The organism is Pseudomonas sp. A0308, from assembly GCF_044218815.1.
In the GTDB taxonomy this organism is placed as follows: Bacteria; Pseudomonadota; Gammaproteobacteria; order Pseudomonadales; family Pseudomonadaceae; genus Aquipseudomonas; species Aquipseudomonas iridis.
On record NZ_CP162581.1, the window covers coordinates 4,371,361 to 4,389,196 of the forward strand.

16 protein-coding genes are annotated in these 17,836 nt (G+C 58.5%); 14 read left to right on the forward strand and 2 right to left on the reverse strand.

Going from position 1 to position 17,836, the window contains the following annotated elements:
- The first annotated feature begins 71 nt into the window (after window positions 1-71).
- The 3 genes from proB (at window position 72) to AB4P92_RS20230 (ending at window position 3,837) form a co-directional block, all read left to right on the forward strand.
- Window positions 72-1,190, forward strand: coding sequence for a glutamate 5-kinase (proB, locus tag AB4P92_RS20220; RefSeq protein ID WP_042561149.1), 1,119 nt, complete (start codon window positions 72-74; stop codon window positions 1,188-1,190).
- Between the two features lie 10 nt (window positions 1,191-1,200).
- Complete coding sequence (locus tag AB4P92_RS20225; RefSeq protein ID WP_395598053.1) at window positions 1,201-1,668, forward strand: CreA family protein; 468 nt, start codon at window positions 1,201-1,203, stop codon at window positions 1,666-1,668.
- Window positions 1,669-1,797: 129 nt separating this feature from the next.
- Window positions 1,798-3,837, forward strand: coding sequence for a hypothetical protein (locus AB4P92_RS20230; RefSeq protein WP_395598054.1), 2,040 nt, complete (start codon window positions 1,798-1,800; stop codon window positions 3,835-3,837).
- A gap of 127 nt (window positions 3,838-3,964) precedes the next feature.
- On the opposite strand, the gene rpsT is transcribed toward AB4P92_RS20230, so the two are convergent.
- Window positions 3,965-4,237 (reverse strand): 30S ribosomal protein S20, encoded by a 273-nt coding sequence (rpsT, locus tag AB4P92_RS20235; protein WP_003228351.1) that lies wholly within the window; start codon window positions 4,235-4,237, stop codon window positions 3,965-3,967.
- A gap of 252 nt (window positions 4,238-4,489) precedes the next feature.
- Between rpsT and murJ the strand changes: the two genes are divergently transcribed.
- From murJ to ispH, 6 genes are all read left to right on the forward strand, one after another.
- Complete coding sequence (gene murJ, locus AB4P92_RS20240) at window positions 4,490-6,028, forward strand: murein biosynthesis integral membrane protein MurJ (RefSeq protein WP_042561146.1); 1,539 nt, start codon at window positions 4,490-4,492, stop codon at window positions 6,026-6,028.
- A 129-nt stretch (window positions 6,029-6,157) separates the two neighbouring features.
- Window positions 6,158-7,096 (forward strand): bifunctional riboflavin kinase/FAD synthetase, encoded by a 939-nt coding sequence (ribF, locus tag AB4P92_RS20245; protein WP_042561145.1) that lies wholly within the window; start codon window positions 6,158-6,160, stop codon window positions 7,094-7,096.
- Window positions 7,097-7,109: 13 nt separating this feature from the next.
- On the forward strand, window positions 7,110-9,941 hold the full coding sequence (gene ileS / locus AB4P92_RS20250) for an isoleucine--tRNA ligase (RefSeq protein WP_395598055.1): 2,832 nt from the start codon (window positions 7,110-7,112) through the stop codon (window positions 9,939-9,941).
- Window positions 9,934-10,446: a signal peptidase II gene (gene lspA, locus AB4P92_RS20255; RefSeq protein WP_042561143.1), complete on the forward strand. Its 513-nt coding sequence runs from the start codon at window positions 9,934-9,936 to the stop codon at window positions 10,444-10,446. Before ileS ends, lspA begins: the two co-directional genes overlap by 8 nt.
- 7 nt (window positions 10,447-10,453) lie before the next feature.
- Window positions 10,454-10,891 (forward strand): FKBP-type peptidyl-prolyl cis-trans isomerase, encoded by a 438-nt coding sequence (gene fkpB, locus AB4P92_RS20260; protein ID WP_181818467.1) that lies wholly within the window; start codon window positions 10,454-10,456, stop codon window positions 10,889-10,891.
- Between the two features lie 139 nt (window positions 10,892-11,030).
- Window positions 11,031-11,975 (forward strand): 4-hydroxy-3-methylbut-2-enyl diphosphate reductase, encoded by a 945-nt coding sequence (gene ispH, locus AB4P92_RS20265; RefSeq protein WP_210624921.1) that lies wholly within the window; start codon window positions 11,031-11,033, stop codon window positions 11,973-11,975.
- Here ispH and AB4P92_RS20270 read toward each other — a convergent pair.
- Window positions 11,947-12,501 carry a GspH/FimT family pseudopilin gene (locus AB4P92_RS20270; protein WP_395598056.1) on the reverse strand — a complete coding sequence of 185 codons (555 nt, stop codon included), beginning with the start codon at window positions 12,499-12,501 and terminating at the stop codon, window positions 11,947-11,949. The genes ispH and AB4P92_RS20270 overlap by 29 nt on opposite strands.
- Before the next feature lie 130 nt (window positions 12,502-12,631).
- Here AB4P92_RS20270 and AB4P92_RS20275 point away from each other — a divergent pair, with 130 nt between their 5' ends.
- From AB4P92_RS20275 to AB4P92_RS20295, 5 genes are read left to right on the forward strand one after another with little or no spacing between them, the layout of a single operon-like run.
- Window positions 12,632-13,105, forward strand: coding sequence for a GspH/FimT family pseudopilin (locus tag AB4P92_RS20275; RefSeq protein ID WP_210624923.1), 474 nt, complete (start codon window positions 12,632-12,634; stop codon window positions 13,103-13,105).
- Window positions 13,102-13,551 carry a type IV pilus modification protein PilV gene (pilV, locus tag AB4P92_RS20280; protein WP_200613089.1) on the forward strand — a complete coding sequence of 150 codons (450 nt, stop codon included), beginning with the start codon at window positions 13,102-13,104 and terminating at the stop codon, window positions 13,549-13,551. Before AB4P92_RS20275 ends, pilV begins: the two co-directional genes overlap by 4 nt.
- A complete protein-coding gene (locus tag AB4P92_RS20285; RefSeq protein WP_200613069.1) occupies window positions 13,548-14,261 on the forward strand; it encodes a PilW family protein in 714 nt (237 codons plus the stop codon). Before pilV ends, AB4P92_RS20285 begins: the two co-directional genes overlap by 4 nt.
- A gap of 11 nt (window positions 14,262-14,272) precedes the next feature.
- Window positions 14,273-14,752 (forward strand): PilX N-terminal domain-containing pilus assembly protein, encoded by a 480-nt coding sequence (locus tag AB4P92_RS20290; RefSeq protein ID WP_042561136.1) that lies wholly within the window; start codon window positions 14,273-14,275, stop codon window positions 14,750-14,752.
- On the forward strand, window positions 14,739-17,828 hold the full coding sequence (locus AB4P92_RS20295) for a pilus assembly protein (RefSeq protein ID WP_395598057.1): 3,090 nt from the start codon (window positions 14,739-14,741) through the stop codon (window positions 17,826-17,828). Before AB4P92_RS20290 ends, AB4P92_RS20295 begins: the two co-directional genes overlap by 14 nt.
- Window positions 17,829-17,836 lie beyond the last annotated feature (8 nt).

Sequence of the window (17,836 nt, forward strand, 5' to 3'; positions counted from 1 at the left end):
GTCAGGAATAGCCACGATTAACGTCACGGGTGGTGCCAGGTCGCGCCGCCCTCAAGCTAAGGTTGAAAATGATGCGGAGCAAGGTGACAGGTGCGCAGCGTTGGGTCGTGAAGATCGGCAGCGCTTTGCTGACGGCTGATGGCAAAGGGCTGGATCGTGCGGCAATGAGTGTATGGGTCGAGCAGATGGTGGCTTTGCATGAGGCTGGTGTCGAGTTGGTGCTGGTGTCCTCCGGGGCGGTAGCGGCCGGCATGAGTCGCTTGGGCTGGACCGCACGACCCAGTGCGATGCACGAACTTCAGGCTGCCGCCGCTATCGGTCAGATGGGTCTGGTGCAAGCCTGGGAATCAAGCTTCGCCGAGCATGGCCGGCACACCGCGCAGATTCTCCTGACCCACGACGACCTGTCCGATCGCAAGCGCTACCTGAATGCCCGCAGCACCCTGCGAGCGCTGGTCGAGCTGAAAGTCATCCCGGTGATCAACGAAAACGACACGGTGGTTACCGACGAAATTCGTTTCGGCGACAACGACACGCTGGCGGCGCTGGTGGCCAACCTGGTTGAGGCTGATCTGCTGGTGATCCTGACGGATCGCGACGGTATGTTCGATGCCGATCCGCGCAACAATCCAGAAGCGCAGCTGATTTATGAGGCGCGCGCCGATGATCCGAGCCTGGATGCGGTGGCGGGTGGCACTGGTGGTGCGCTGGGGCGCGGCGGCATGCAAACCAAGTTGCGCGCAGCACGGCTGGCGGCGCGCTCCGGTGCGCACACCATCATTGTGGGTGGTCGTCTCGAGCGTGTGCTGGATCGGCTGAAAGCAGGTGAGCGTATCGGTACGTTGTTGTCGCCCGAGCGCGGCATGTTGGCGGCGCGCAAGCAGTGGCTGGCAGGGCATCTGCAAACCCGTGGCACGCTGGTGCTGGATGATGGTGCTGTGTCGGCGCTGTCTCAAGGTAACAAGAGCCTGCTGCCGGTTGGCGTCAAGCTGGTGCAAGGCAGTTTCCGTCGTGGTGAAATGGTGGTCTGTGTGGCGCCTGACGGTCGTGAAATTGCCCGCGGCCTGGCCAACTACAGCGCGCTGGAAGCTCAAAAAATCATCGGTCAGTCGTCGGATGCGATTGTCGGTTTGCTGGGTTACATGGCTGAGCCGGAACTGGTTCACCGTGACAACCTGATTCTGGTGTAAGGAAAATTCAATGCGCGTAGCAAGAGGATTGTTGGGTCTGTTGATGGCGCTGCCATTGCTGGCCTCGGCCGAGGAAATCGGTCAGGTGTCGACGGTGTTCAAATTTGTCGGTCCGAACGACCGGATCGTGGTCGAGGCGTTCGACGACCCCAAGGTCGAAGGTGTGACCTGCTACCTGTCGCGTGCCAAAACGGGCGGCGTAAAGGGGAGTCTGGGGTTGGCGGAAGATCGCGCCGAAGCTTCGATTGCCTGCCGTCAGGTCGGTCCGATCAAGTTCAGGGGCGAGCTGAAGGACGGCGATGAGGTGTTCAAGGAGCGCACATCGTTGGTGTTCAAGACCATGCAGGTGGTGCGTTTCCTCGACAAGAAACGCAATACGCTGGTGTATCTGGTCTATAGCGATCGCGTGATCGAGGGTAGTCCACAGAATGCGGTGACGGCCATTCCGATTTTGCCGTGGGTGCCGGTTCAGCCATAAGGCTGGAAACCATTACAGGGTCGGGTTTGTTTCCAGGCCCATTGGTTGAATGATTGAGGGCGAGCCGTTTGGCTCGCCTTTTTGTTTCTCCTTGTTGAATTGATGTGCTTCAGGCGCGAAGGGATTCGTATGCGTTCTTTTTTTATGTCGCTGATGGTGTGTTGCTCGCTGTCCATGCAAGTGCAGGCCGAACCGTTTTATGCCGGAAAGTCATTGGCGCACCCGGTGATTCAGTCTCAGGAGAGTGGCGCGACGTTGGCGTTTGTTCGCGAGCCGTCGGGCGTTGTGGGGTATGCGTGCATGTGTGATGCGCCGACAGCGGTGCCGCAGATGCTCGACAATTTCGGTGATTCGAGCATCGAGTCAGTGTTCTACGCCAGTCTCGATAGCGATATACAGACCTTGATTGTCCTGTCCCGAGCGGGTGGGCGAAATGGGCTCCATGGCTATCGATTCAGTGAGCGATCGGGCAAATATCGCAAGCTGAACAGTCTGCAGCCGGTTCTGGATCGCATTGCGAGCAATCAGAAGAAGCTCAATGCCGCACGGGTAGTGAGCGAGCTGAACAAGTTGCTGCCCTATGACTACGGTTATGAGATGGCGACAACTGGCATCCCCGAGTTCGATGCGCTCGATCCCACGGCTGGCACGTTAGTGGGCGAATTCGGTGTTGGTGGCGTTCCGGCCTCGGAGGGCGGTGAGCCGTCAGAAGATGGTGTCTATGACGCCTACAAGAAAACCTTTCTGCAGCGCGAAGGGCGTTGGTTGACGCTGACCTACGAGCGCACGCCGATGGAGGAGGGTGAGCTCGCTCCGGCCTTTCGTGTAACGCAAATTGCGTGGGAGTCTGACCCGAAACGTTATGTGGGTTCGGAGGACGGCCCTCTCGTTAAGTTGTGGGGTGATCGTGTGCTGGAGCGAGGCGTGATGGTTCAGGGCAAGAAGACGGGTGACTGGATCGAGTTTGATGCAGCGGTCTCCGAGGCCTCGGGAGCTTATGCGAATGGTTTGAGGCAGGGCACCTGGGTGGTCAACGAGCGCCATAGTGTTTCCGAGGGTTTGTTCGTCGATGGTTTGCGTGAGGGGCGCTGGACGATCACTGCGTACGATAAAGATGAAGATATTTCTGGTTTCGACACGTACAGGCAAGATGTTCTGGATGGCCCGGCAGAGCGAGTCAGGGGGAGTGAGATTATCTCTCGCGGCGAGTATCTGAATGGTCGGCAGAATGGTCGTTGGGTCAGTGGCGAAGGAGAGGGTGCTTATGTCTCGGGTGCCAGGGAGGGCGCCTGGACTCTCAAAGTGGACGGCGACCGCGTTCAAACCTTGTCGTTTGTCGCGGGTAAAAAGGATGGAGAGCTGCGCGAGGTTGATGCTGCGGGTGTGCTGCGACTGCTTGAGCACTACAAGGCCGGTGCGCTTGATGGCTTGAGAGAAACTTACGCTGCGAACGGCAAGCTGACCTATTCGGCGACCTACGTGGCGGGGCAGATCAAGGGGCGTGCGCTGACCTATACCGATGATGGTTCGGTACTGCTGTCTGACATCACCTGGCTTCATGGAAATAGAGAGGGGCCCTTTCGTACCTATCACTCAAATGGTCGGTTAGACCGGGTGGCCATTTATGAGGCGGATGAGCCCATCGGCAACGATCAGTCGTTTAATGAGGCTGGGGCGTTGGTTTCAGACAGAAATTACTGCCATGTGGTCGATGGCAAGTACACAAGAATAAAGCCGTGTGGCCTGCAGCGTAGTTTTCGCGGTGATGGGGTAGCCTACTTCGAGGCCGATTACCTGTTCGGGGTCAGGCAAAGTGTGCGTCACGAGTCTTACGAAGGGCGAAAGGTCGAGGAGGTGCTGTTGGGTGCGGATGATCGTGTGATTCACAACGATTACTACCCCAATGGGCAATTGAAGTGCTCCGAGCCCATGCAGGGATATCGTCTGATCACCGTTGAGGGACGGGAATACAAAGACTATTCCTATGCGAAGCGTGAAGGTGAAATGGTCTGCTACTACTCGACCGGCGTCGTTGAGCGTCGCTTCAACTTTAAGGGTGGCGAGCTGGTCGGCTGTTACACCGGGTACGATGAGTCGGGCGTGCAGAACTTTCCGCCGCCAGAGGGGTGTCCTCCACCGAAGCCGGTCATGTTCAATTTTGGTGAGTAGACTCGGTGAGTCGGGTGCGTACCCTTGATCGGGTGCGTGCCTGTTTGCGGGGTTGTGATGAGAGGGGCGCCAAATCGCAGGCAATAAAAAACCGACCCGAAGGTCGGTTTTCTAATGACTACGTCGCTTAGGCAGCTTCTTTCAGTGCCTTGACGTGGCCATTCAGACGGCTCTTATGACGAGCAGCCTTGTTCTTGTGGATGATGCCTTTATCGGCCATACGGTCGATAACTGGCACAGCCAGAACGTATGCAGCTTGAGCTTTTTCAGCGTCTTTTGCGTCGATGGCCTTAACTACATTCTTGATGTAGGTACGAACCATGGAACGCAGGCTGGCGTTGTGGCTGCGACGCTTCTCAGCCTGTTTTGCACGTTTTTTGGCGGAAGGTGAGTTGGCCACCGTCGAGCTCCTCGAAAGACTTTTTAGGAAATAGCAAACAAAATAGGCCGCGAATCATGCCGATGAAGAGAAGTCTTGTCAAGGGCACTTGAATCGTTCCGCTAAGTGGTAGGTATAAAGAGGCGGGATATTTATTTCCGGCGCTTGACCTGTAAACTCGCGAGCTTTGGCTCTGTGCTGCTGCGGCGCGGAGTATCGCACAAGTAGGCGCTTTATTCGCCTGCTGTTTATCGACAGGCACAAACTCCTTCAATGAATCTGCTCAAATCGTTGGCCGCCGTCAGCTCTATCACGATGATTTCCCGGGTTCTCGGGTTTGTTCGCGATACGCTGATTGCTCGAATATTCGGCGCCGGAATGGCGACAGATGCCTTCTTTATCGCCTTCAAATTGCCCAATCTGTTGCGGCGGATCTTCGCCGAAGGGGCTTTTTCCCAAGCGTTCGTGCCCATTCTTGCGGAATACAAAAGCCAGAAGGGCGAAGAAGCGACCCGTACTTTTATCGCCTATGTATCGGGTTTGCTGACGCTGGTGCTGGCGCTGGTCACCGCGCTGGGCATGATCGCCGCGCCGTGGGTCATCTGGGCCACCGCCCCGGGGTTCACCGATACCCCGGAAAAATTCCAGCTCACCTCTGACCTCTTGCGGGTGACGTTCCCTTATATATTGCTGATCTCCCTGTCCTCGCTGGCCGGTGCGATCCTCAATACCTGGAACCGCTTCTCGGTGCCGGCATTTGTGCCGACCTTGCTCAACGTCAGCATGATCGTGTTTTCGCTGTTCCTCACGCCGTACTTCGATCCGCCGGTCATGGCGCTCGGCTGGGCGGTATTGGTCGGGGGACTGGCGCAGTTGCTGTTTCAACTGCCGCATCTGAAAAAGATTGGCATGCTGGTGCTGCCGCGCCTGAATCTGCGTGATACCGGTGTATGGCGGGTAATGAAGCAGATGTTACCGGCGATCCTTGGCGTATCGGTCAGCCAGATTTCGCTGATCATCAACACCATTTTTGCTTCGTTTCTGGTTGCCGGTTCAGTGTCCTGGATGTATTACGCCGACCGTTTGATGGAATTGCCATCGGGGGTGCTGGGCGTGGCGTTGGGCACGATTCTGCTGCCGACGCTGGCCAAAACCTACGCCAGCAAGGATCGCCACGAATATTCGCGGATTCTCGACTGGGGCCTGCGCCTGTGCTTTGTGCTGGTGTTGCCGTGCTCTTTGGCGCTGGGGATCCTCGCCGAGCCGTTGACCGTTTCGTTGTTCCAGTATGGTCAGTTCACTGGCTTCGATGCCGAAATGACTCAGCGAGCATTGATTGCCTATTCTGTCGGTCTGCTCGGGATTATCGTGATCAAAGTGCTCGCGCCAGGCTTCTATGCGCAACAGAACATCCGTACGCCGGTAAAAATCGCAATCTTCACGCTGGTGTGTACTCAGTTGTTCAACCTGGTATTGATTGGTCCGCTGGCCCACGCCGGCCTGGCCCTGGCGATCAGTGCCGGTGCGTGCCTCAACGCCGGGCTGCTGTTCTATCAGTTGCGCAAACAGCAGATGTACCAGCCGCAACCGGGTTGGGCCAAGTTCGGTTTCAAGCTGATCGTGGCAGTGGCGGTGATGTCGGTGGTGTTGCTGATCGGCATGCATTTCATGCCGGCGTGGGATCAAGGCCACATGCTTGAGCGCTTCCTGCGTCTGGGGGCATTGGTGGTGGCTGGCGTGGTTGCGTATTTCGGCATGTTGCTGCTGCTCGGTTTCCGTCTGCGCGACTTCAATCGCAAGGCCTTGAGCTGAGGTTTTACCCTTTATGAATGGGCGCGGGCCGGCAGTTTTGTCGGCTCGATCACTTTGCGTTACGGTGTTGCCTGTCGTCGACCGTCGGGTGTGGTTATAATCGACCACTTTATGAGCAAGAAGCGCGTTATGCAGCTGGTTCGAGGCCTCCACAACTTGCGCCCCCAGCATCGGGGCTGCGTCGCCACTATTGGCAACTTTGACGGTGTTCACCGTGGTCACCAGGCTATCCTGGCCCGACTGCGTGAGCGTGCGCTCGAGTTGGGCGTACCCAGCTGCGTGGTGATTTTCGAGCCGCAGCCACGGGAGTTTTTCGCCCCCGAGACCGCGCCGGCACGTCTGGCTAGGTTGCGCGACAAACTGCAGCTACTGGCCGCCGAAGGTGTCGACCGGGTCCTGTGCCTGGCCTTCAACCAGCGTCTGAGCAAACTCAGCGCCAGTGAGTTCGTCGACACCATTCTGGTGGACGGGCTCGGCGTGCAGCATCTGGAAGTCGGTGACGATTTCCGCTTTGGCTGCGACCGCCTCGGCGATTTCGATTTCCTGCTGCAGGCCGGGCAGGTTCACGGGTTTACCGTCGAAGCCGCGCAAACCGTCGAGCTGGATGGCATTCGCGTCAGCAGCACTCAGGTGCGTAACGCCTTGGCCGCCGCCGATTTTGCCCTGGCCGAACGTTTGCTCGGTCGCCCGTACCGCATCGCGGGTCGTGTGCTGCATGGCCAGAAGCTGGCTCGGCAATTGGGTACGCCCACTGCCAATATTCAACTCAAGCGTCGTCGCGTGCCGTTTACCGGAGTGTATCTGGTGGATGTCGACATCGACGGCAAGACCTGGCCCGGCGTCGCCAATATTGGCGTACGGCCCACGGTGCAAGGTGATGGCAAAGCTCACCTTGAAGTCCATCTTTTAGATTTTGCCGGCGATCTGTATGACCGGCGTTTGACGGTGGTTTTCCACCAGAAGCTGCGTGAAGAGCAGCGATTTGCCTCTCTGGAGGCGCTGAAAACGGCGATCAATGCGGATGTCGCCACCGCCCGTGCACTAGCCGCACCTAGCGCCCATCGCTAATGAAGAGCCTTAAATGACCGACTATAAAGCCACGTTAAACCTTCCGGACACCGCCTTCCCAATGAAGGCCGGCCTGCCACAGCGCGAACCGCAGATTCTGCAGCGCTGGGACAGTATTGGCCTGTACGGAAAGTTGCGCGAGATTGGCAAGGATCGTCCGAAGTTCGTCCTGCACGACGGCCCTCCGTACGCCAACGGCACGATCCACATCGGTCACGCTCTGAACAAGATTCTCAAGGACATGATCATCCGCTCGAAAACCCTGTCGGGTTTCGATGCGCCGTACGTGCCTGGCTGGGACTGCCACGGCCTGCCGATCGAACACAAGGTTGAAGTGACCCACGGCAAGAACCTGGGCGCGGACAAGACCCGCGAACTGTGCCGTGCCTACGCCACCGAGCAGATCGAAGGGCAGAAGTCCGAATTCATCCGCCTTGGCGTGCTGGGCGACTTCGCCAACCCGTACAAGACCATGAATTTCCAGAACGAGGCCGGTGAAATCCGCGCTCTCGCCGAAATCGTCAAGGGTGGTTTCGTGTTCAAGGGCCTCAAGCCTGTGAACTGGTGCTTCGACTGTGGTTCGGCTTTGGCCGAGGCGGAAGTCGAGTACGAAAACAAGAAGTCGTCGACCATCGACGTGGCATTCCCGATCGCTGACGAAGCCAAACTTGCTGCCGCGTTTGGCTTGCCGTCGCTGGCCAAGCCTGCCTCGATCGTGATCTGGACCACCACCCCGTGGACCATCCCGGCCAACCAGGCGCTGAACGTTCACCCGGAATTCAACTACGCGCTGGTTGATGTCGGCGACAAGTTGTTGGTGCTGGCTGAAGAGTTGGTCGAAGCCTGTCTGGCTCGTTACAGCCTGGAAGGTTCGGTGGTTGCGACCACCACCGGTAAAGAACTGGAGCTGATCAACTTCCGTCACCCGTTCTATGACCGTCTGTCGCCGGTATATCTGGCCGACTACGTCGAACTGGGCGCTGGCACCGGTGTGGTTCACTCCGCTCCGGCTTATGGCGTAGACGACTTCGTGACCTGCAAGAAGTACGGCATGGTCAACGATGACATCCTCAACCCGGTTCAGAGCAACGGCGTTTACGTGCCGACGCTGGAATACTTCGGCGGCCAGTTCATCTGGAAGGCCAACCCGGCCATCGTCGAAAAACTGACCGAAGTCGGTGCGCTGATGCACACCACCGTCATCGAACACAGCTACATGCACTGCTGGCGTCACAAGACTCCGCTGATCTACCGCGCTACTGCGCAGTGGTTCATCGGCATGGACAAAGAGCCGGTCAGCGGCGACACCCTGCGTATTCGCTCGCTCAAAGCCATCGAAGAAACCAGGTTCGTTCCGGCCTGGGGCCAGGCGCGCCTGCATTCGATGATCGCCAACCGTCCCGACTGGTGCATCTCGCGTCAGCGCAACTGGGGCGTTCCGATCCCGTTCTTCCTCAACAAGGAAAGCGGCGAGCTGCACCCACGCACGGTCGAACTGATGGAAGAAGTGGCCAAGCGCGTTGAAGTCGAAGGCATCGAAGCCTGGTTCAAGATGGACGCCGCCGAACTGCTGGGTGATGAAGCGCCGCAGTACGACAAGATCAGCGACACCCTCGACGTCTGGTTCGATTCGGGTACCACGCACTGGCACGTCCTGCGCGGTTCGCACCCGATGGGCCACGAGACCGGCCCGCGTGCCGACCTGTACCTGGAAGGTTCCGACCAACACCGTGGCTGGTTCCATTCCTCCTTGCTGACCGGTTGCGCCATCGACAACCACGCGCCGTACCGCGAACTGCTGACCCACGGCTTCACTGTCGACGAAGCGGGCCGCAAGATGTCCAAATCCCTGGGCAACGTGATCGCACCGCAGAAAGTCAACGACACCCTTGGCGCCGACATCATGCGTCTGTGGGTGGCTTCGACCGACTACTCCGGCGAAATCGCCGTGTCCGAGCAGATCCTGGCTCGCAGTGCCGATGCCTACCGCCGGATCCGTAACACCGCGCGCTTCCTGCTTTCCAACCTGACCGGTTTCAACCCGGCCACCGACATCCTGCCGGCTGAAGAAATGCTCGCGCTGGATCGTTGGGCGGTGGATCGCACCTTGCTGCTGCAACGCGAGCTGCAAGAGAACTATGGTGAATACCGTTTCTGGAACGTCCACTCCAAGATCCACAACTTCTGCGTGCAGGAGCTGGGTGGTTTCTACCTCGATATCATCAAGGATCGCCAGTACACCACCGGCGCCGACAGCAAGGCACGTCGCTCGTGCCAGACTGCGCTGTTCCATATCTCTGAAGCGCTGGTGCGCTGGATCGCGCCGATCCTCGCCTTCACTGCCGACGAACTGTGGCAATACCTGCCGGGCGAGCGTAACGAATCCGTCATGCTCAACACCTGGTACGAAGGTCTGACCGAACTGCCGGAAGGCTTCGAGCTGGGCCGTGAGTACTGGGATCGCATCATGGAAGTGAAAGTCGCGGTCAACAAAGAGATGGAAATCCAGCGTGCAGCGAAAGCTGTCGGTGGCAATCTGCAAGCCGAAGTGACGCTGTTTGCCGAAGAGGCTCTGACTGCCGACCTGGCCAAGCTGAGCAACGAACTGCGCTTTGTATTGATCACTTCGACCGCCAGCGTTGCACCATTCGTACAGGCTCCGGCCGACGCGGTGGCTACCGAAGTCAGCGGCCTGAAGCTGAAGATCGTCAAATCGGCATTCGCCAAGTGCGCTCGCTGCTGGCACTGCCGCGAAGACGTCGGCGTGAACCCGGAGCATCCGGAAATCTGCGGTCGTTGCGTCGACAACATCAGCGGCGCTGGCGAGGTTCGTCACTATGCCTAATGCCATTGGCCGTTTCGGACGGTTGGGCTGGCTCTGGTTGAGCTTGCTGGTGCTGGTCATCGACCAGGCCAGCAAGTTCTACTTTGAAAACAAGCTCGAAATGTTCCAGCAGATCGTGATCATCCCCGATTATTTCAGTTGGACCCTGGCGTACAACACCGGCGCTGCCTTCAGCTTTTTGGCTGACAGCTCCGGCTGGCAGCGCTGGCTGTTCGCCCTGATCGCGATTGTGGTCAGTGCGGTGCTGGTGGTCTGGCTCAAGCGTCTGGGTCGCAACGAAACCTGGCTGGCCATCGCCTTGGCGCTGGTGCTGGGTGGTGCGTTGGGCAATCTGTATGACCGCGTGGCCCTGGGCCATGTAATCGATTTCATTCTGGTGCACTGGCAGAACCGCTGGTACTTCCCGGCGTTCAACATCGCCGACAGCGCTATCAGCGTTGGCGCGGTGATGCTGGCACTGGATATGTTCAAATCCAAGAAAACCGAAGAGGCCGCTCATGACTGAACAAGTATTGGCTGAGCAACGCATTGGCCAGAACACGGAAGTCACTTTGCACTTTGCATTGCGCCTGGAGAACGGCGACACCGTCGACAGCACGTTCGACAAGGCTCCGGCGACCTTCAAGGTCGGCGACGGCAACTTGCTGCCGGGTTTTGAAGCGGCGCTGTTCGGCTTCAAGGCGGGTGACAAGCGCACCCTGACCGTCGAGCCGGAAAACGCTTTCGGTCAACCGAACCCGCAGAACGTGCAGATCATCCCGCGCTCGCAGTTTGCCGACATGGAACTGTCTCCCGGTTTGCTGGTGATCTTCAACGATGCGGCCAATACTGAGCTGCCGGGCGTGGTGAAAGAGTTCGATGACGCGCAAGTAACCATCGACTTCAACCACCCGCTGGCGGGCAAGACGTTGACCTTCGACGTGGAAATCATTTCCGTCAAAGCGCTGTAAAAATGTGGGAGCGAGCCTGCTCGCGAAAGCGGTGTGTCAGGCGACATCGATGTCGAATGTCAGTCAGCTTTCGCGAGCAGGCTCGCTCCCACCCAGTTGGTAATTCATTGTTTTTCGCGCGCAAGACACGAGGCATAGCATGCAAATCAAACTCGCCAATCCCCGTGGCTTCTGCGCCGGTGTGGACCGGGCGATCGAAATCGTCAACCGCGCCCTGGAAGTCTTCGGGCCACCGATCTACGTGCGTCATGAAGTGGTGCACAACAAGTTCGTCGTCGAAGACCTGCGCAGCCGTGGTGCGATCTTCGTTGAAGAACTGGATCAGGTGCCGGACGACGTCATCGTGATCTTCAGTGCTCATGGCGTATCGCAAGCCGTGCGTACCGAAGCCGCTGGTCGTGGCCTGAAAGTGTTCGACGCTACCTGCCCGCTGGTCACCAAGGTGCACATCGAAGTCGCGAAATACAGCCGCGACGGTCGTGAATGCATCCTGATCGGCCACGCCGGTCACCCGGAAGTCGAAGGCACCATGGGTCAGTACGACGCCAGCAATGGCGGCGCGATCTACCTCGTCGAAGACGAAAAAGACGTCGCCGAATTGCAAGTGCGCAACCCGGAGAAACTGGCCTTCGTCACCCAGACAACCTTGTCGATGGACGACACCAGTCGTGTCATTGATGCGCTGCGTACGCGCTTCCCGGCCATCGGTGGGCCGCGCAAGGACGACATCTGCTACGCCACACAAAACCGTCAGGACGCCGTCAAACAACTGGCTGACGAGTGTGACGTGGTGCTGGTAGTCGGCAGCCCGAACAGCTCCAACTCCAACCGCTTGCGTGAACTGGCAGAGCGTATGGCCACCCCGGCCTACCTGATCGACGGCGCCGAAGACCTGCAAAAGAGCTGGTTCGATGGCGTCGAACGTATCGGCATCACGGCCGGTGCTTCGGCGCCGGAAGTGCTGGTGCGCGGCGTGATTCAGCAGTTGCACGCCTGGGGCGCTACCGGCGCCGATGAGCTGGCCGGGCGCGAAGAGAACATCACCTTCTCCATGCCTAAAGAGCTGCGCGTCCGCTCGATCTGACGCTTTTGGCTTTTTGACACAGCGCCTGTTCAGTCTTTTCGCTGCTCAGGCGCACGCGACCGGTCGCTGCCAGCACTATCTGGCGCTGGCTGACCGCCTCGCGAGTCGAGCAGATATGTAACGTCCCGGCCTGAAATTTGCGCCCGGGCATCAGCGGTTGCCCCAGATTGCTGAACCGCACATAACGATTCACCAGCCAATTGCCGACAATCGGCACCTTCGCATCGCTCGTATGCTCAATCAGCAGCGGGTTGTTGCTGTCCTCCGCGCCCTTGCCGCTGATATCCAGAATGATCCGCCAACCCTGACTCCAATCGCCGTTGATGCCATGAATCACCGTGGTCTGATTGCGCGTGATGGCTGTTGTGCGGGCGTTACGAATACCCTCGATCAATGACTGCGCTGCCTGGTCGCGCTGGTTCGATTCGGTGAGCGTGGCAAACGCCGGACTGACCAGCAGCAGAACAATTGCGCCAATCGCCAGTCCCATAAGCAGTTCGATCAGGCTGTAGCCTCGTTGCGACATGAAAACGACCTCCTTGGAGTGTGATCAACGACGCGTTCCCTGCGCCGCTGCGAGTAAATCAACCGACATGTATCGATTGAATGTTCTAGCGTGTAGAAGCAGGTATAGCCGACGGCAACGGAGGGCATCGATGGATCATCGTACAAAAGGTTTCACGCTGATCGAGTTGCTGGTCGCCATCGCGATTTTTTTGGTCCTGGTCACACTGGCGGTGCCCGCTTTCACCCGATCAATACAAAGCAGCAAGGCCGATACCGAAATGGGCGATCTGCAGCGGGCGATCAATTTCGCCAGGCTTGAAGCGATTGACCGCGGCGCGACGCTGCGTCTGCGTCCGACCGCCGGGGGCGGCGTCTGGACCGGTGAGTTGGCTGTCTACGACAGTACTGGCACTGCGGCCAATGTGTTGCGGGTTGTTCCGGCGATGAGCAGCGGCGCAACTCTGACGCTAACCTCAGGAGTGACCGCGCTGGATTTCAACAACCTCGGCGGTCTGGCCGCACCCTCAACGGCAGTGGTCATCAGTTACACGCTGGGAACGCAGAGCAGGACGCTTAACGTGTGTTTGAACGGACGAATTCAATTGGGTGGAAGTTGCGGATGAGGGCAGGGAGCAAAGGCGTACAGCAGGGCATGACGCTGATCGAAGTGCTGGTCGCGTTGCTGATTCTGACGGTCGGGCTACTAGGGGCGGCGGCGGTGCAAATCAATGCACTGAAATACACCGACAGTTCACGCATGACCAGTCAGGCCAGTTTCATCGCCTACGACATGATGGATCGCATCCGCGCCAACTCCGGTGCGAATTACACCGTTACGCCACCGACCTCGGCCAACCCTGGCAACGCCCGGGATCAGGATCTCTTCGATTTCACCACCAGTATCGTCAACTTCGGCGGGCCGACCGCGACGGGCAGCATCACCCTCAACCAGCGGGTTTACACCATCACCATCACCTGGAGTGACGCCCGGGCCGCCAACACGGCCAACGCTCAACGCAGTTTCGTCCTGAGCAGTCGCGCCGCCGTTGATCCGGTGGTCATGCCATGAAGCGCCAAAATCGCGGTTTCGGTCTTATCGAATTACTGGTCGCTTTGGCGCTGGGGCTGATCGTGGTGTTGGGCGTGGTGCAGATTTTCATCGCCGCAAAAAACACCTATATCAGCCAGAACAGCGCTGCTGCCATGCAGGAAGACGCGCGCTTCGTGTTGAGCAAGATGATCCAGGAAATCCGCATGGTCGGAATGTTCGGCTGCCTTGGCACCATCACCGATTCAAGCAATGCCGGGGACTTCAATGCGGCGCAGATCACGCCGATCAATTGGGATAACGCCAATCTCAAGTTGACGCTGGTCACGGCGGATATTGGCGGTGGCGGCGGCACACCCACCTGGACGGTGCTATCCGATTGCCGCAACAGCGCGACGGCCTATACCGGGTTGCGAAGCCCGGCGACCGGGCAAATATCTTTTCCTGTCAGACGTTTGATCTACAGCTTCAGCAATAACCAGATATTGATGGGTACTGGCAGCGGCAATCCGGCGCAACAGGTGCTGGTGAATAACGTCAGTGCTTTCAACGTGACATTCGGTGTGGCGAGTTCTGCGACGGATGTCGCAGCCTCGACCTACAGCACCAATCCGGGCGATCCGGCACTTATTCGCAGCGTGCGCCTGAGCCTGACCCTCGCCGACCCCAACAACCGGGTGCGCAATCAAACCTTCAACGTGGTTGCCGCTTTGCGCAACCGCTTGCAGTGAGGGGCCGGGCGATGAGGATTTCTCTCCATCAGCGTCAGGCGCAGAGGGGCATGGTGCTGCTGGTCAGTCTGGTGTTTCTGTTGCTGATGACGATGATCGGCCTGTCATCGATGCAGAGTGCCAACCTGCAGGAAAAAATGGCCGGGAGCGTAGGCCTGCGCAATCAATCATTTCAGACCGCCGAAGCAGCGTTGCGTGTGGGCGAGAGCGCGGTGCAACTGGACAGTTTCGCGTTGGCAGTGTGCAGCGGCACCACGCAATGTGCGCCGCCAGCCGAGTCGTCGGTGGTGAGTACTGCGGGGCTCAATTCAACCTCGGGGGTGCTCTGGATTGCCGCAGGTAACGGATTCTATGGCGTGCAGAACATCGGTACGACGCTGACCGCCGTGAATGTGCCGAGCAACACCTCGGCGACGCTTTATCGGGTGACCGCTGTCGGCATCGCCGGTACTTCGCGTAGCGTTGTGGAGAGCATTTATGCGAAGTTTTGAACGCTGCGCATCTCTGCTGACCGGCATGCTGCTGACTTTCTATCTGGCCGCACCGGCTTATGCGTTCACGCCGTCTGACTCGCCATTGCTGAGTGCGGCTGCGGTGCCACCGAACGTTATGTTGCTGATCGACGATTCGGGGAGCATGAACAGCATCATCTATGCGGCGGGATTCGATCCGACGCTCAACCGCACGCCCGCCCGGGAGTGCAATGCGTTCCTGGGGTTGTGCTCAGGCCTGAATGCGCCAGCGATTACGGGCGATACAGTGTTCTTGTCGAGTCTGCCGACCTCAGGTTGCTCTGGCGGTGCCTATGCGTTTTACAACAACAGCCTTGCGCCGCTTTGCCTGAAACTGCCAGATCCGGTGGGTGGCGGTAATACCCGCTACTCAGGGGATTACATTTCATACGTAGTCGGTCTTGCCATCAACAATGGCACCCGCGACTTCACCACCGGGGCGATCCCCAACGATTACCGAATCAACGTCGCACGCAACGTATCCACGGCACTGGTCAGCAGTAACCGCACTTTGCGCATGGGCCTGTCGACGTTCAACCCGGCGACCAGCAGCAACTCTGGCAATGGAGGTTACATTGCCCGTTCCATTGCTGATCTGTCTCCGGTCGCCGGCAGCGTGACCCAAGCCCAGGCTGACTCCAATTACAACGTGTTGATCTCCTCGATCAATAACTTGAGCGCCGTGGCCAACACGCCGTTGGCGGAAACCTATTACGAAGTCACTCGCTACATGCGCGGCATGGCGCCGTTCTATAACAGTACGCCGACTACCTACACCAGCCCGATCCAGTACCGCTGCCAGAAAAATTACGGCGTGGTGATTACTGACGGCTTGCCGACTTTCGACCGTACCTTCCCGACCAATGATCCGCTGGGTACAAACCGTTTGCCGAACTGGGACGGCGTCAACAATGACGGCGACAACCTTAACGGCGACGGTGAGGGCGACACGTTGTATCTGGATGACATCGCCAAATTTGCCTACGACATCGACATGCGCTCCACCGGCACCGACGCGGCAGGCAAGAGCTGGAACGCAGTGGATTTCCCCAGGCAGAACATGAACACCTACACCGTGGGCTTCGCCGCTGACAACGACATGCTCTCGGACGCAGCGAGTTACGGGCAGGGCCGGTACTATCAGGCAACCGACAGCGCTGGCCTCAATGCTGCGTTGTCGTCGGCGCTGAGCGACATCACCTCCAAGGCCGGTTCGGGCGGTGCTGGTGCCGTTAGCGGAGCCACCCTCAGCAGTAACAGCAGTTTCTATCAAACCACCTATGACCCCAAGGACTGGCGCGGCACGATCAAGGCATTCGGCTTCACATCGGCCGGAACCGTTAATACCTCAACGGCACTCTGGAACACCGACACAACAATTGTCCCCGGGGCCACGGCGCCGACTTACCAATCATGGAACACCTCCAGTAACGCCGCCGTCACGCTGGCCTACGGTAATTTTTCCGCCGGGCAGCAGACGACACTCAGCCAGGGCCTGCCCACCGGTATCACCGGCATTGATCTGGTGGAGTGGAGCAAGGGCACCAACAAGAGCGGACTCAAGGTGCGCAGCGTATTGCTCGGCGACATCATCAACTCGCCATTGGTGCTGGCCTCGCCTGCGGACAAAACCGCCTCCGACCTGTCGGGCGACACCACTTACAGCACTTACCTGACGACCAAAGCGGCGAACATGAGCGCCAGCCTGGTGGTGAATGCCAACGATGGTTTCGTCAACGTCATCAATTCGGCCAATGGCACCCGGCGTTATGCTTACTTGCCATCCAGTGTGTTGCCGTCGTTGCGCTTGATCGCCGACCCGAACTACATCAATGGCGTCAGCCACAAGTTTCTGGTCGACGGCCAGGTCGGCGTGTATGACGCGCAACTCAACAACGCCTGGAAAACCCTGGCCATTGGCGGCACCGGAGCGGGTGGCAAAACCTTTTACGCGCTGCAACTGTTCGATGCTTCCGCAGGCAACGTCATGCGTGCGTTGTGGGAAGTCAGCGCACCGACCATCGCCAACACCGGCAACGCTTTTAATGATTTGGGTTATGCCTATGCGCGACCGGAAGTGGCACGCTTGGCCGATGGTCGCTGGGCGGCGTTTATCTCCAATGGTTATGGCAGCAATTCGGGGCTGGCAGCGCTGTATGTGCTGGATGTACGCGACGGTTCGCTGATCAAAAAAATCGTTGTCGACAGTACGGATACCAGTAACGGTTTGTCCTCGGTGAAGCTCAAGGTCAACTCGCAAAATGTGGTGCAGGCTGCCTATGGCGGTGACTTGAAAGGGCGGTTGTGGAAATTCGACCTTAGCGCCACTGCGCCCGACAGCTGGGGCGTGGCGTTTTCCGGCAAGCCGCTGTTCACCACGGCGGGCGGGGCGACGCAGCCGATCACGGCGCAGCCTTTGCTGGCGGACAACGCATCGGGCGGTAAGCAGATCTTCGTCGGTACCGGTAAATTCAACGAAACCGCCGACAAGACCAACAAGGATTTGCAGGCGTTCTATTCAGTGTGGGATGCCGATGGCGGGTCCGGGCAGCTCACTGTCAGCAACTTGCAGCCGCAGGCGATTACCGGCTCGTTCTCTGGCAGTTCCGGTCAATTCCTGACCACCACGCAGAACGACACGACGTATCCGGGGGAGAAGGGCTGGTACTTGCCGCTGGTGTATAACAACGTGCTGACCGGCGAGCGAGTCATCAATCAAGCGAGTATCGTGCTGGGCCGTATCGTCTTCACCACGGCCAGCGTCGACACCACCGATCCCTGTGCGAGTTTCGGTACCGGCAAACTGGTCGAACTCGATGCGTTCAGCGGTAAGATGCTCAACTATGCCGTGCTCGACACCAATTCCGACAACCTGGTCGACAGCAATGACACGATCTCCAGTGGCGTGATATTCACTGGCGGTATTCCGACGCTGAACTTCATCTCCAGTGACGGCAAACGCAAAGGCATGACCGACACCAGCGGCACCATCACCATCATTGTTGAAAAGGGCGGCGGCGGCAGTCGTCGTATCATGTGGCGACAAATACAGTAAGTGAGAGT

Coding starts and splice junctions, on each gene's coding strand:
- AB4P92_RS20285 (WP_200613069.1), top strand. CDS start 13,548: ATGAAGCGCCAAAATCGCGGTTTCGGTCTTATCGAATTACTGGTCGCT.
- AB4P92_RS20290 (WP_042561136.1), top strand. CDS start 14,273: ATGAGGATTTCTCTCCATCAGCGTCAGGCGCAGAGGGGCATGGTGCTG.
- proB (WP_042561149.1), top strand. CDS start 72: ATGCGGAGCAAGGTGACAGGTGCGCAGCGTTGGGTCGTGAAGATCGGC.
- lspA (WP_042561143.1), top strand. CDS start 9,934: ATGCCTAATGCCATTGGCCGTTTCGGACGGTTGGGCTGGCTCTGGTTG.
- ileS (WP_395598055.1), top strand. CDS start 7,110: ATGACCGACTATAAAGCCACGTTAAACCTTCCGGACACCGCCTTCCCA.
- AB4P92_RS20295 (WP_395598057.1), top strand. CDS start 14,739: ATGCGAAGTTTTGAACGCTGCGCATCTCTGCTGACCGGCATGCTGCTG.
- AB4P92_RS20270 (WP_395598056.1), bottom strand. CDS start 12,501: ATGTCGCAACGAGGCTACAGCCTGATCGAACTGCTTATGGGACTGGCG.
- AB4P92_RS20225 (WP_395598053.1), top strand. CDS start 1,201: ATGCGCGTAGCAAGAGGATTGTTGGGTCTGTTGATGGCGCTGCCATTG.
- murJ (WP_042561146.1), top strand. CDS start 4,490: ATGAATCTGCTCAAATCGTTGGCCGCCGTCAGCTCTATCACGATGATT.
- AB4P92_RS20230 (WP_395598054.1), top strand. CDS start 1,798: ATGCGTTCTTTTTTTATGTCGCTGATGGTGTGTTGCTCGCTGTCCATG.
- pilV (WP_200613089.1), top strand. CDS start 13,102: ATGAGGGCAGGGAGCAAAGGCGTACAGCAGGGCATGACGCTGATCGAA.
- ribF (WP_042561145.1), top strand. CDS start 6,158: ATGCAGCTGGTTCGAGGCCTCCACAACTTGCGCCCCCAGCATCGGGGC.
- AB4P92_RS20275 (WP_210624923.1), top strand. CDS start 12,632: ATGGATCATCGTACAAAAGGTTTCACGCTGATCGAGTTGCTGGTCGCC.
- ispH (WP_210624921.1), top strand. CDS start 11,031: ATGCAAATCAAACTCGCCAATCCCCGTGGCTTCTGCGCCGGTGTGGAC.